This is a genomic window from Enterobacter sp. MEB024, from assembly GCF_030209635.1.
In the GTDB taxonomy this organism is placed as follows: domain Bacteria; phylum Pseudomonadota; class Gammaproteobacteria; order Enterobacterales; family Enterobacteriaceae; genus Enterobacter; species Enterobacter ludwigii.
In genome coordinates, this window is record NZ_JARVRQ010000011.1 from 147,903 (window position 1) to 159,974 (window position 12,072).

The following is a 12,072-nucleotide window of genomic DNA, read 5'->3' on the forward strand; positions in this document are numbered from 1 at the left end:
GTGGCAAGGTTAAAGTTTGGCGGCAAGAAGATCTTCAAGTTTGCGCTGGTCGACGGCGAACAGGCGGATGCCTTCCGCCAGTTTTTCGACGGCCATTGCGTCCTGATTGTGCTCCCAGCGGAATTCCGCTTCGGTCATGGCTTTAGGTTTGGGGAGAACGGTTGATGTGGGCACCAGTTTGCGGATAACCGTCTCCTCTTTGTCCTGCAGCTCTTTAAGCAGGTTAGGGGAGATGGTCAGGCGGTCACAGCCTGCCAGGGCGAGGATCTGCTCGGTACGGCGGAAGCTGGCGCCCATCACGATGGTTTCGTAGCGGTGCTGTTTGTAATAGTCGTAGATATTACGCACCGATTTCACGCCCGGGTCCTCATCCACCACGTACGGATCCATCGGCTGTTTAGCCTGATACCAGTCATAGATTCGCCCGACGAACGGAGACACCAGGAAGACGCCGGCTTCGGCACAGGCGCGCGCCTGCGCAAAGGAGAACAGCAACGTCAGGTTGCAATGGATCCCCTCTTTTTCCAGAACTTCCGCCGCGCGGATCCCTTCCCAGGTTGAGGCCAGCTTAATCAGAATGCGCGATTTATCGATGCCCTGCTCCTGGTAGAGCTCAACCAGGCGGCGGGCTTTCGTGATGCTCTTCTCCTGGTCGAAGGAGAGGCGGGCGTCCACTTCGGTAGAGACGCGTCCCGGGATGCTTTTCAGAATTTCCGCACCGAAATTAACGGCCAGCTTGTCGCTCGCTTCGGCGACCTGCTGCTCCTGTGTTTTACCGCGCTGTTTACCGTAGTCGATAGCGTCATCAATCAGATGACTAAAATGAGCAAGACCGGCCGCTTTGAGCAGCAGCGAAGGGTTAGTGGTCGCATCTTCGGGCTGATAGTGGCGAATCGACTCGATATCACCGCTGTCGGCGACCACGGTAGTGAATTGTTTGATGCCGTCTAGTTGGTTCATAAATAATTACTCCTTGGAAATAAAAGAGTTACTCGAGTGCGTTAATTCACACTTCTGCGAAAATCATGATGGACTTAACAAAAAAGCATAGCAGACGGGGGAGGCATTGCTTTCTGAGACGAGTAACATGGCTGTTATAAATTGATAACAATTTTTATTCTGCAATGGTGAGAGTTTGGCAGCCTTCAAAGTTTATGTGGCTGCCTGCGGCGATACTAGGCGGCACACCAGGGTGTGCTTCAGGATCGCAAACGTCACCCTTTTGACCGATACGTGAAAGGAAAAATAAGATGGATGATCAGTTAAAACAGAGTGCTCTCGATTTCCACGAGTTCCCTGTCCCAGGTAAAATTCAGGTCTCCCCGACAAAACCGCTGGCGACTCAGCGCGATCTGGCGCTGGCCTACTCGCCCGGCGTCGCGGCGCCGTGCCTCGAAATCGAAAAAGATCCGCTGGCAGCCTATAAATACACCGCGCGTGGCAACCTGGTCGCCGTGATCTCTAACGGGACGGCGGTGCTGGGATTAGGCAATATTGGTGCGCTGGCCGGTAAGCCCGTGATGGAAGGCAAGGGCGTTCTGTTCAAGAAATTTGCCGGTATTGACGTGTTCGATATCGAAGTGGATGAGCTCGATCCTGATAAATTCATCAATGTGGTTGCCGCGCTGGAACCAACCTTCGGTGGGATCAACCTCGAAGACATCAAAGCGCCGGAATGTTTCTATATCGAGCAGAAACTGCGCGAGCGTATGAACATTCCCGTGTTCCATGATGACCAGCACGGTACCGCGATTATCAGCACCGCGGCCATTCTGAACGGTCTGCGTGTGGTTGAGAAAAACCTCTCTGACGTCCGTATGGTGGTCTCCGGCGCAGGCGCAGCGGCAATCGCCTGTATGAACCTGCTGGTGGCGCTGGGCATGCAGAAGCACAACATTGTGGTCTGCGACTCCAAAGGCGTTATCTACAAGGACCGTGAGCCGAACATGGCGGAAACCAAAGCGGCCTACGCGGTAGAAGATGACGGTAAACGCACGCTGGAGGACGTGATTGACGGCGCGGATATCTTCCTTGGCTGTTCAGGCCCGAAAGTGCTGACCCAGGAGATGGTGAAGAAAATGGCGCGTGCGCCAATGATTCTGGCGCTGGCAAACCCGGAACCGGAAATTCTGCCGCCGCTGGCAAAAGCCGTGCGTGAAGATGCCATTATCTGTACCGGTCGTTCCGATTACCCGAACCAGGTGAACAACGTTCTCTGCTTCCCGTTCATCTTCCGCGGGGCGCTGGACGTGGGCGCGACGGCGATCAACGAAGAGATGAAGCTCGCGGCCGTTCATGCCATTGCGGAACTGGCGCACGCCGAGCAGAGCGAAGTGGTCGCCTCGGCGTATGGTGACCAGGATCTGAGCTTTGGCCCGGACTACATCATTCCAAAACCATTCGACCCGCGTCTGATTGTCAAAATCGCCCCGGCGGTTGCTAAGGCGGCAATGGACTCCGGCGTGGCGACGCGCCCCATCAAAGATTTCGATGCTTACGTCGATAAGCTCACCGAGTTTGTCTACAAAACCAACCTGTTTATGAAGCCCATTTTCTCCCAGGCGCGTGCCGACGCGAAACGCGTGGTGCTGGCGGAAGGGGAAGAGGCGCGCGTTCTGCATGCCACGCAGGAGCTGATCACCTTAGGTCTGGCGAAGCCAATCCTGATCGGTCGTCCGAGCGTTATCGAGATGCGTATTCAGAAGCTGGGGCTGCAGATCAAAGCGGGTGTGGATTTTGAGATCGTTAATAACGAATCCGATCCGCGCTTTAAAGAGTACTGGAACGAATACTACGCGATCATGAAACGTCGCGGGATCACCCAGGAGCAGGCGCAAAAGGCCGTGATCAGCAACACCACGGTGATCGGGGCGATCATGGTCCACCGCGGTGAAGCGGATGCGTTGATCTGCGGCACGATCGGTGATTACCACGAGCACTTCAGCGTGGTGCAGGAGATCTTCGGCTATCGCGAAGGGGTCCACACCGCCGGGGCGATGAACGCGCTGCTGCTACCAAGCGGCAACACCTTTATTGCCGACACCTACGTTAACGACGATCCGAGCCCGGAAGAGCTGGCGGAGATCACCGTGATGGCGGCAGAAACCGTGCGTCGCTTTGGTATTGAACCGAAGGTGGCGCTGCTGTCGCACTCCAACTTCGGTTCGTCAAAATCAGCGGCGGCGTGCAAAATGCGCCAGACGCTGGAGCTGGTTCGCCAGCGTGCGCCGGAACTGATGATTGACGGCGAGATGCACGGTGATGCTGCGCTGGTGGAGAGCATTCGTAACGAACGCATGCCGGACAGTCCGCTGAAAGGTTCTGCAAACGTGTTGATTATGCCGAACGTGGAAGCGGCCCGCATCAGTTACAACCTGCTGCGTGTCTCCAGCTCTGAAGGGGTCACCGTAGGACCGGTGCTGATGGGCGTGGCGAAGCCAGTGCACGTGTTGACGCCGATTGCTTCGGTGCGTCGTATCGTGAATATGGTGGCACTGGCAGTGGTTGAAGCGCAGACGCAGCCGCTGTAAGCGCTGCGCCTGCCGGCATTACACCCAGTCCCGAATCGTAATAAAGTCTTTCAGGGCAGCCTCCGGGCTGCCTTCTTTTGGCTCGTAGCTGTACTCCCAGCGAACCAGCGGCGGCATCGACATCAAAATGGACTCCGTGCGCCCGCCGGTCTGCAGGCCAAACAGCGTTCCGCGATCCCATACCAGGTTGAACTCTACATAGCGCCCGCGGCGGTAAAGCTGGAACTCGCGCTCGCGCACGCCGTAGTCGGTATCTTTACGCCGCGCCACGATCGGCAGATAGGCTCCGGTATACCCTTCACCTACCGCCCGCATAAAGCTGAACGCGGTATCAAAATCTGGCGTGTTGAGATCGTCAAAGAACAGCCCACCAATGCCGCGCTGCTCATCACGGTGCTTCAGATAAAAATAGTCATCACACCATTTTTTAAATTTCGGGTAGATGTCGTCCCCAAACGGCTGACAGAGATCGCGTGCGGTGGTGTGCCAGTGCACGGCATCTTCTTCAAACCCGTAGTAGGGCGTTAAGTCAAAACCGCCGCCAAACCACCAGACCGGATCGGCCCCGGGTTTTTCAGCAATGAAAAAGCGCACGTTGGCATGGCTGGTCGGCACATACGGGTTGTGCGGATGAACCACCAGCGATACGCCCATTGCTTCGAAGCTGCGGCCTGCCAGTTCTGGTCGATGGGCCGTGGCGGAAGCGGGCATCGCGTCTCCGTGGACGTGGGAAAAATTGACGCCAGCCTGCTCAAAGATGCCGCCGTTACGCAGCACGCGGCTGCGTCCGCCGCCACCGGCTTCGCGCTGCCAGCTATCTTCCTGAAATTCACCGCCATCTGCGGCGGCCAGTTTCTGGCAAATCTCATCCTGCAGCTGCAGCAGGAATGTTTTTACCAGCTGTGCATTGGGTTTCATCAACGTTTCCTGGAGTGCGCTTTCTGGTTATCGAACCAGTTGAAGTAACTGATTATGCCTGAGGCGATGGCGTTGGCGATCTTCTGGCGAAACGCGGTGGTGCCGAGCAGGCGCTCTTCCTCCGGGTTGGTGATGAACGACGTCTCCACCAGCACGGACGGAATTGATGGCGACTTAAGCACCACGAACGCCGCCTGTTCGGTGCTCCTGCTGTGCAGGCGATGCACCGGTTTAATCTTCTTCAGAATATGCGAGCCGAGCGTCAGGCTGTTTTTAATGGTGTCCGTCTGAACGAGGTCAAACAGCACCTGCTGTAACAGATGATCTTTGTCGGTGGCTTTTTTCCCCGCAACCTCATCCGCCCGGTTTTCACGATCGGAGAGATATTTCGCCATGGCGCTACTCGCCCCACGGTTGGAGAGGGCGAACACCGAAGCCCCCGCCGCCGACGGGTTGGTAAAACCGTCCGCGTGAATCGACATAAACAGATCGGCACCGTGCTGGTGGGCGATCTCTACGCGGTCGTACAGCGGAATAAACGTGTCGCCAGAACGCGTCAGGCGGGCGTCAATGCCATTGCTGCGTAAAATTGCGCGCACATTTTTTGCAATCGCTAACACGACATGCTTTTCTTTCGCACCGTTTTTACCAATAGCGCCGGTATCAATTCCGCCGTGACCGGGGTCCAGCATGACCAGACGCTTCGCGCCCGGCTTTTTCGATTTCGGTTTACTGTGTCCGTTACTGGTTTTGAGCGTGCTCTCTTCTTTAGCCTGAGCCTGCTGTGCGATGCCCGTTAACGTTAAGGCCGCCAGCCCCGCTTTGAGAACCTGACGACGCGATGTGAGTGCTTTTAATGGTTTGAATGTGCTCATGCGGCCTGAATTGTAAAAATTGGGGTCCTGGTGTTATATCGTATCGTGATTAGCGTTACGACAGTCCTTATTGAGAATTGTTTTACTTTTCATTTCAATACGTGACAAAGTGACATTATGCCAAATTTTGGCGAGTTTTTCCCCGGTTATTGGCTAAACGCGATGTTCACGCCATAATCACTGTTTTTAAACCCGAAAAGGCGGTTAATACCATGGAGATACGCGTTTTTCGCCAGGAAGATTTCGAAGAGGTGATCACCCTTTGGGAGCGCTGCGATCTGCTGCGTCCGTGGAACGATCCGGAAATGGATATTGAACGTAAGCTGAATCACGACGTCAGTCTGTTTCTGGTTGCAGAAGTCAACGGCGAGGTGGTGGGAACAGTGATGGGCGGGTACGACGGCCATCGCGGCTCGGCCTATTATCTGGGCGTGCACCCGGAATTTCGTGCGCGCGGCATCGCCAATGCGCTGCTCAATCGGCTGGAAAAGAAACTCATTGCCCGCGGCTGCCCGAAGATTCAGATCATGGTGCGGGAAGATAACGACGTGGTGCTGGGCATGTATGAACGTCTGGGTTATGAACACGCGGACGTACTGAGCTTAGGTAAGCGCCTGATAGAAGATGAAGAGTACTGAGATCCATCCGGCAGATTATGATGCGCAAGGGCGTGTCAGGCTGCCCTTTTTGTTCTGGTGCGTTTTGCTGCTGCAGGCCCGTACCTGGGTGCTGTTTGTGATGGCCGCCGCGTCGCGCGGGCAGGGCGATACCCTTCTGACGCTCTTCTATCCCGATCACGATGCCTTCTGGCTCGGCTTGCTGCCGGGCGTGCCGGCGGTGGTGGCGTTTTTATGCAGCGGGCGACGGCATACGATCCCGCGCCTGTGGGGTGCGCTTCGCTGGCTGCTGATCCTCGCTCAGTTTGCGCTGCTCGTCTGGCAACCGGTGCTCTGGTGGGGTGGTGAACCGCTTACGGGGATCGGTATTGCGCTGCTCGTGGCGGATATCGTGGCGCTGCTGTGGCTGCTGACGAATCCCCGCCTTCGCGCCTGTTTTACGCATCAGGAAGATTAACCTGGCACTTTTTGCCGATACCGCACTCCAACAAGCGTTGATTTAACTCGTAAGGACGTTTCAATGAAATCGCTGCGTTTACTTTTATGCGCTCTCCCGCTGGCGTTAACCGGCTGTTCAACGCTCTCATCAATTAACTGGTCTGCGGCCTATCCGTGGAACTGGTTTGGCTCTTCAACGGAAGTGACCGAGCAGGGCGTGGGTAAAATTACCGCCGCGACGGCGCTGGATCAGGACGCCCTTCACGATGCACTGGGTGGCGGTTATCGCCTGCGCAGCGGCATGAAAACAGAAAACGGCAATATCGTGCGTTATTTCGAAGCGCTGAAGGGTGACACGCTGGCGCTGGTGATTAACGGTGATAAAGGCACGGTAAACCGCATTGCTGTGATGGACGACGACATCCCAACCGAAAGCGGTGTGAAAGTGGGAACCCCGTTTAGCGAACTCTATAAACAGGCCTTCGGCAACTGCACCAGCGCCCCGTCTGACGACGGCGTGGCGGTGGAATGTAAAGCGCAGGGCAGCCAGCACATCAGCTATCTCTTCACCGGTACCTGGAGTGGTCCGGAAGGTTTAATGCCGTCTGACGACACGCTGAAAAGCTGGAAAGTGAGCAAAATTATCTGGAAGCAGTAATTTGCGCCTGGACAAACCGTCTCGCTGAAATACGGGTATAATAGCCGCCATCAATGCCACGCTGACGTGGCATCTTTATTTCAGGAGGAGCGATGTCTCAGGTTCAGAGTGGCATTTTGCCAGAACATTGCCGCGCGGCGATTTGGATTGAAGCCAATGTTAAAGGGGATGTGGATGCCCTGCGTGCGGCCAGTAAAGCGTTCGTTGATAAGCTGGCCACCTTCCAGGCCAAATTCCCGGACGCCCATCTGGGCGCGGTCGTTGCCTTTGGTCATAACGTCTGGCGTCAACTGAGCGGTGGCGAAGGTGCCGAAGAGCTGAAGGATTTTATCCCTTACGGTAAAGGCCTGGCACCCGCAACGCAGTTCGACGTGCTGATCCACATTCTCTCGCTGCGCCATGATGTGAACTTCTCTGTTGCCCAGGCGGCGGTTGCGGCTTTTGGTGACAGCATTGACGTTCAGGAAGAGATCCACGGTTTCCGTTGGGTGGAAGAACGCGACCTGAGCGGCTTCGTTGACGGAACTGAAAACCCGGCGGGTGAAGAGACGCGTCGTGAAGTGGCAGTGATCAAAGACGGCGTCGACGCGGGCGGCAGCTATGTGTTCGTCCAGCGCTGGGAGCACAACCTCAAGCAGCTGAATCGCATGAGCGTGCATGACCAGGAGATGATGATTGGCCGTACGAAAGAGGCCAACGAAGAGATCGACGGCGATGCCCGTCCTGTCACCTCTCACCTGAGCCGCGTTGACCTCAAGGAAGACGGGAAAGGTCTGAAGATTGTTCGCCAGAGCCTGCCATACGGCACAGCAAGCGGTACCCACGGTCTTTACTTCTGTGCGTACTGCGCGCGCCTGCATAACATCGAACAGCAGCTGCTGAGCATGTTTGGCGATACCGACGGCAAGCGTGACGCCATGCTGCGCTTCACCAAACCGGTGACCGGCGGCTACTACTTCGCCCCGTCCGTCGAGCGTCTGCTGGCGCTGTAAGTGCTTTCCACCCTCTCCCGCACGGAGAGGGCTGGGGTGCGGACCACGACGGGCTGCACCCTTATTCTCTTTTCTGCTTGTAAATCACCAAACGGTATATAAAACCGTTACTCCTTTCGTCCTCGTTATAAATATTATGACTATAAGATAGTCATCACATTTATAAGGGTGCGCAATGGCCGTTACTGTACTGAAAAAAGGATCGCTGGCACTGGCAGGTTTGCTGCTGGTGGCACAGGCGCAGGCTACTGAGCTGCTGAACAGTTCGTATGATGTTTCCCGCGAGCTGTTTGCCGCCCTTAACCCACCGTTTGAACAGCAGTGGGCGAAAGACAACAACGGCGACAAGCTGACCATTAAACAGTCACACGCAGGGTCGTCCAAGCAGGCGCTGGCCATTCTCCAGGGGCTGAAAGCGGATGTGGTGACCTATAACCAGGTCACTGACGTGCAGATCCTGCACGACAAAGGCAAGCTGATCGCCGCTGACTGGCAGAGTCGTTTGCCGAACAACAGCTCGCCGTTCTACTCCACCATGGGTTTCCTGGTCCGTAAGGGCAACCCGAAAAATATCCACGACTGGAATGACCTGGTGCGTTCCGACGTGAAGCTGATTTTCCCGAATCCAAAAACCTCCGGTAACGCGCGCTATACCTATCTGGCAGCGTGGGGCGCGGCGGACAAAGCTGACGGTAACGATAAAGCGAAAACCGAGCAGTTCATGACCCAGTTCCTGAAAAACGTCGAGGTGTTTGATACCGGCGGTCGCGGCGCGACCACGACCTTTGCAGAGCGCGGCCTGGGCGATGTGCTGATCAGCTTTGAGTCGGAAGTGAATAATATCCGCAAACAGTACGAGGCGCAGGGTTTCGAGGTCGTTATCCCGAAAACCAATATCCTCGCCGAGTTCCCGGTAGCGTGGGTAGATAAAAACGTGCAGTCCAACGGCACAGAGAAAGCGGCAAAAGCTTACCTCAACTACCTGTACAGCCCACAGGCGCAGACGATCATTACCGATTACTACTACCGCGTGAATAACCCGGATGTGATGAACAAACTGAAGGATAAATTCCCGCAGACCGAGCTGTTCCGCGTGGAAGACCATTTCGGCTCCTGGCCTGATGTCATGAAAACGCATTTTGCCAGCGGCGGTGAGTTAGACAAATTGCTGGCGGCGGGGCGTAAGTAATGTTTGCAGTCTCTACCAGACGCGTGCTGCCGGGCTTTACCTTAAGCCTCGGGACCAGCCTGCTGTTCGTCTGCCTGATCTTATTGTTACCGCTCAGCGCGCTGGTGATGCAGCTTGCGCAAATGAGCTGGGCGCAGTACTGGGAAGTGATAACCAACCCGCAGGTCGTCGCAGCCTATAAGGTGACGCTGCTGTCGGCGTTTGTGGCGTCCATTTTTAACGGGGCCTTTGGCCTGCTGATGGCGTGGATCTTAACCCGCTACCGTTTCCCGGGCCGTACGCTGCTCGACGCGTTAATGGACCTGCCGTTTGCGCTGCCGACGGCGGTGGCGGGGTTAACCCTCGCCTCGCTCTTTTCCGTGAACGGGTTTTACGGTGAGTGGCTGGCGAAGCTTGATATCAAAGTGACCTATACCTGGCTCGGTATCGCGGTCGCGATGGCCTTTACCAGCATTCCTTTTGTTGTACGCACCGTGCAGCCAGTGCTCGAAGAATTAGGCCCTGAATACGAAGAAGCGGCGGAAACGCTGGGTGCCACGCGCTGGCAGAGCTTCCGCAAGGTCGTCCTGCCTGAGCTTTCTCCGGCGCTGCTGGCCGGTATCGCGCTGTCGTTTACCCGTAGCCTCGGTGAGTTCGGCGCGGTTATTTTCATTGCCGGGAACATTGCGTGGAAAACCGAAGTCACCTCGCTGATGATTTTTATCCGCTTGCAGGAGTTTGATTACCCGGCGGCGAGCGCGATTGCCTCGGTCATTCTTGCCGCATCGCTGCTGCTGCTCTACTCAATTAACACTCTGCAAAGTCGCTTTGGTCGACGCGTGGTAGGTCACTGATGGCGGAAGTTACTCAATTGAAGCGATACGATGCTCCCCGTATCAACTGGGGAAAATGGTTTCTGATTGGTACGGGCGTGCTGGTGTCCGCCTTCATTCTCGTCGTGCCGACGATTTATATTTTTGTTCAGGCGTTCAGCAAGGGGTTGATGCCCGCGCTGGAAAACCTGGCGAACCCGGATATGCTGCACGCCATCTGGCTGACCGTCCTGATTGCGCTTATCACGGTGCCGGTCAACCTGGTGTTCGGTACGCTGCTGGCCTGGCTGGTAACGCGCTTTAACTTCCCGGGACGTCAGCTGCTGCTGACCCTGCTGGATATCCCGTTTGCCGTGTCGCCGGTAGTGGCCGGTCTGGTTTATCTGCTCTTCTACGGCTCTAACGGCCCGCTGGGCGGCTGGCTGGATGAGCATAACCTGCAGGTCATGTTTGCCTGGCCGGGCATGGTGCTGGTCACGGTGTTTGTAACCTGTCCGTTTGTGGTGCGCGAACTGGTCCCGGTGATGTTAAGCCAGGGCAGCAGCGAAGATGAAGCAGCAATTCTGCTGGGCGCATCCGGCTGGCAGATGTTCCGCCGCGTGACGCTGCCGAATATTCGCTGGGCGCTGCTCTACGGCGTCGTGCTGACCAATGCCCGCGCCATTGGCGAGTTCGGTGCAGTTTCGGTCGTCTCGGGCTCCATCCGCGGCGAAACGCTGTCGTTACCGTTACAGATTGAATTACTGGAACAGGACTACAACACCGTCGGTTCCTTTACTGCCGCAGCGTTACTGACGCTGATGGCGATTTTGACCCTGTTTTTGAAGAGTGTGGTGCAGTGGCGTTTAGAGAACCAGGAAAAACGTCAGCACCAGGAGGGAAATCATGAGCATTGAGATTGCCAATATTAAGAAGTCTTTTGGTCGCACCCAGGTGCTGAATGATATCTCGCTGGATATCCCTTCCGGACAAATGGTGGCACTGCTCGGGCCGTCTGGCTCGGGTAAAACCACGCTGCTGCGCATTATCGCCGGGCTTGAGCATCAGACCAGCGGACATATTCGTTTTCACGGTACCGACGTAAGCCGTTTGCACGCCCGCGACCGTAAAGTGGGCTTTGTGTTCCAGCATTACGCGCTGTTCCGCCATATGACCGTGTTCGATAACATCGCTTTCGGTCTGACCGTGCTGCCTCGCCGCGAGCGTCCGGATGCGGCCACCATCAAAGCGAAAGTGACCAAACTGCTGGAGATGGTACAGCTTGCGCATCTGGCTGACCGCTTCCCGGCGCAGCTTTCTGGCGGCCAGAAGCAGCGCGTCGCGCTGGCGCGGGCCCTGGCCGTTGAGCCGCAAATTCTGCTGCTGGATGAGCCGTTTGGCGCGCTGGATGCGCAGGTGCGTAAAGAGTTACGCCGCTGGCTGCGTCAGCTGCATGAAGAGCTGAAGTTCACCAGCGTCTTCGTCACCCACGATCAGGAAGAGGCGATGGAAGTCGCGGACCGCGTGGTGGTGATGAGTCAGGGGAACATCGAGCAGGTTGATGAGCCAGAGCAGCTCTGGCGTGAACCGGCGACCCGATTTGTCCTCGAGTTTATGGGCGAAGTTAACCGGCTGCAGGGCACCATCCGCGGTGGGCAATTCCACGTGGGCGCACACCGCTGGCCGCTGGGATACACCTCCGCACATCAGGGGCCGGTCGATCTGTTCCTGCGTCCCTGGGAAGTGGACGTGAGCCGCCGGACGAGTCTGGATTCACCGCTGCCGGTGCAGGTGCTGGAAGCTAGCCCTAAAGGGCACTACACCCAATTGGTGGTACAACCGCTGGGCTGGTATACCGAGCCGCTGACGGTGGTGATGCGTGATGACGAGCCGCCGTACCGGGGCGAACGCCTGTTTGTTGGGCTGCAGCATGCCCGTATTTATCATGGCAATGAGCGCATAGAGACGCGCGAGGATATTGCTCTGGCGGAGTCAGCCTGATAGGTTAATGACACGTAGTTTGACCGGAGGCGCTGCGCTTAGCCGGTCTGGAATATGATCTCC

12 protein-coding genes are annotated in these 12,072 nt (G+C 56.4%); 9 read left to right on the forward strand and 3 right to left on the reverse strand.

Annotation, left to right across the window (positions count from 1 at the left end; all coding sequences use genetic code 11):
- Nucleotides 1-9: 9 nt before the first annotated feature.
- Complete coding sequence (gene tal / locus QRN24_RS17595; RefSeq protein ID WP_014171101.1) at nucleotides 10-960, reverse strand: transaldolase; 951 nt, start codon at nucleotides 958-960, stop codon at nucleotides 10-12.
- A 290-nt stretch (nucleotides 961-1,250) separates the two neighbouring features.
- Between tal and maeB the strand changes: the two genes are divergently transcribed.
- The gene (gene maeB / locus QRN24_RS17600; RefSeq protein ID WP_014171100.1) at nucleotides 1,251-3,530 is read left to right on the forward strand and encodes an NADP-dependent oxaloacetate-decarboxylating malate dehydrogenase; all 2,280 of its coding nucleotides are present in this window, start codon (nucleotides 1,251-1,253) and stop codon (nucleotides 3,528-3,530) included.
- An 18-nt stretch (nucleotides 3,531-3,548) separates the two neighbouring features.
- On the opposite strand, the gene hemF is transcribed toward maeB, so the two are convergent.
- Nucleotides 3,549-4,448: an oxygen-dependent coproporphyrinogen oxidase gene (hemF, locus tag QRN24_RS17605; RefSeq protein WP_025203494.1), complete on the reverse strand. Its 900-nt coding sequence runs from the start codon at nucleotides 4,446-4,448 to the stop codon at nucleotides 3,549-3,551.
- On the reverse strand, nucleotides 4,448-5,323 hold the full coding sequence (gene amiA / locus QRN24_RS17610) for an N-acetylmuramoyl-L-alanine amidase AmiA (protein ID WP_014171098.1): 876 nt from the start codon (nucleotides 5,321-5,323) through the stop codon (nucleotides 4,448-4,450). The genes hemF and amiA overlap by 1 nt, the downstream gene beginning before the upstream one ends.
- A gap of 212 nt (nucleotides 5,324-5,535) precedes the next feature.
- Here amiA and QRN24_RS17615 point away from each other — a divergent pair, with 212 nt between their 5' ends.
- From QRN24_RS17615 to cysA, 8 genes are all read left to right on the forward strand, one after another.
- Entirely contained in the window at nucleotides 5,536-5,961 is a 426-nt protein-coding gene (locus tag QRN24_RS17615) for a GNAT family acetyltransferase (protein ID WP_020883079.1), read from the forward strand.
- The gene (locus tag QRN24_RS17620) at nucleotides 5,948-6,397 is read left to right on the forward strand and encodes a DUF2919 domain-containing protein (protein WP_284942926.1); all 450 of its coding nucleotides are present in this window, start codon (nucleotides 5,948-5,950) and stop codon (nucleotides 6,395-6,397) included. The genes QRN24_RS17615 and QRN24_RS17620 overlap by 14 nt, the downstream gene beginning before the upstream one ends.
- Nucleotides 6,398-6,460: 63 nt before the next feature.
- Nucleotides 6,461-7,036, forward strand: coding sequence for an RpoE-regulated lipoprotein (locus tag QRN24_RS17625; RefSeq protein ID WP_284942927.1), 576 nt, complete (start codon nucleotides 6,461-6,463; stop codon nucleotides 7,034-7,036).
- Nucleotides 7,037-7,128: 92 nt separating this feature from the next.
- Nucleotides 7,129-8,028: a Dyp-type peroxidase gene (locus QRN24_RS17630; RefSeq protein WP_014171094.1), complete on the forward strand. Its 900-nt coding sequence runs from the start codon at nucleotides 7,129-7,131 to the stop codon at nucleotides 8,026-8,028.
- Between the two features lie 175 nt (nucleotides 8,029-8,203).
- Complete coding sequence (gene cysP / locus QRN24_RS17635) at nucleotides 8,204-9,217, forward strand: thiosulfate/sulfate ABC transporter substrate-binding protein CysP (protein ID WP_014171093.1); 1,014 nt, start codon at nucleotides 8,204-8,206, stop codon at nucleotides 9,215-9,217.
- Nucleotides 9,217-10,050, forward strand: a complete 834-nt coding sequence (cysT, locus tag QRN24_RS17640) for a sulfate/thiosulfate ABC transporter permease CysT (RefSeq protein WP_020883084.1) — start codon at nucleotides 9,217-9,219, stop codon at nucleotides 10,048-10,050. The genes cysP and cysT overlap by 1 nt, the downstream gene beginning before the upstream one ends.
- Complete coding sequence (cysW, locus tag QRN24_RS17645) at nucleotides 10,050-10,925, forward strand: sulfate/thiosulfate ABC transporter permease CysW (RefSeq protein ID WP_284942928.1); 876 nt, start codon at nucleotides 10,050-10,052, stop codon at nucleotides 10,923-10,925. Before cysT ends, cysW begins: the two co-directional genes overlap by 1 nt.
- On the forward strand, nucleotides 10,915-12,009 hold the full coding sequence (gene cysA, locus QRN24_RS17650) for a sulfate/thiosulfate ABC transporter ATP-binding protein CysA (protein WP_014171090.1): 1,095 nt from the start codon (nucleotides 10,915-10,917) through the stop codon (nucleotides 12,007-12,009). The genes cysW and cysA overlap by 11 nt, the downstream gene beginning before the upstream one ends.
- The last annotated feature ends 63 nt before the right edge of the window (nucleotides 12,010-12,072 follow it).

Bases quoted from the DNA above. Each gene is read 5' to 3' on its own strand.
- maeB (WP_014171100.1), top strand. From the start codon at position 1,251: ATGGATGATCAGTTAAAACAGAGTGCTCTCGATTTCCACGAGTTCCCT.
- QRN24_RS17615 (WP_020883079.1), top strand. From the start codon at position 5,536: ATGGAGATACGCGTTTTTCGCCAGGAAGATTTCGAAGAGGTGATCACC.
- hemF (WP_025203494.1), bottom strand. From the start codon at position 4,448: ATGAAACCCAATGCACAGCTGGTAAAAACATTCCTGCTGCAGCTGCAG.
- cysT (WP_020883084.1), top strand. From the start codon at position 9,217: ATGTTTGCAGTCTCTACCAGACGCGTGCTGCCGGGCTTTACCTTAAGC.
- QRN24_RS17625 (WP_284942927.1), top strand. From the start codon at position 6,461: ATGAAATCGCTGCGTTTACTTTTATGCGCTCTCCCGCTGGCGTTAACC.
- amiA (WP_014171098.1), bottom strand. From the start codon at position 5,323: ATGAGCACATTCAAACCATTAAAAGCACTCACATCGCGTCGTCAGGTT.
- cysW (WP_284942928.1), top strand. From the start codon at position 10,050: ATGGCGGAAGTTACTCAATTGAAGCGATACGATGCTCCCCGTATCAAC.
- tal (WP_014171101.1), bottom strand. From the start codon at position 960: ATGAACCAACTAGACGGCATCAAACAATTCACTACCGTGGTCGCCGAC.
- QRN24_RS17620 (WP_284942926.1), top strand. From the start codon at position 5,948: ATGAAGAGTACTGAGATCCATCCGGCAGATTATGATGCGCAAGGGCGT.
- cysP (WP_014171093.1), top strand. From the start codon at position 8,204: ATGGCCGTTACTGTACTGAAAAAAGGATCGCTGGCACTGGCAGGTTTG.
- cysA (WP_014171090.1), top strand. From the start codon at position 10,915: ATGAGCATTGAGATTGCCAATATTAAGAAGTCTTTTGGTCGCACCCAG.
- QRN24_RS17630 (WP_014171094.1), top strand. From the start codon at position 7,129: ATGTCTCAGGTTCAGAGTGGCATTTTGCCAGAACATTGCCGCGCGGCG.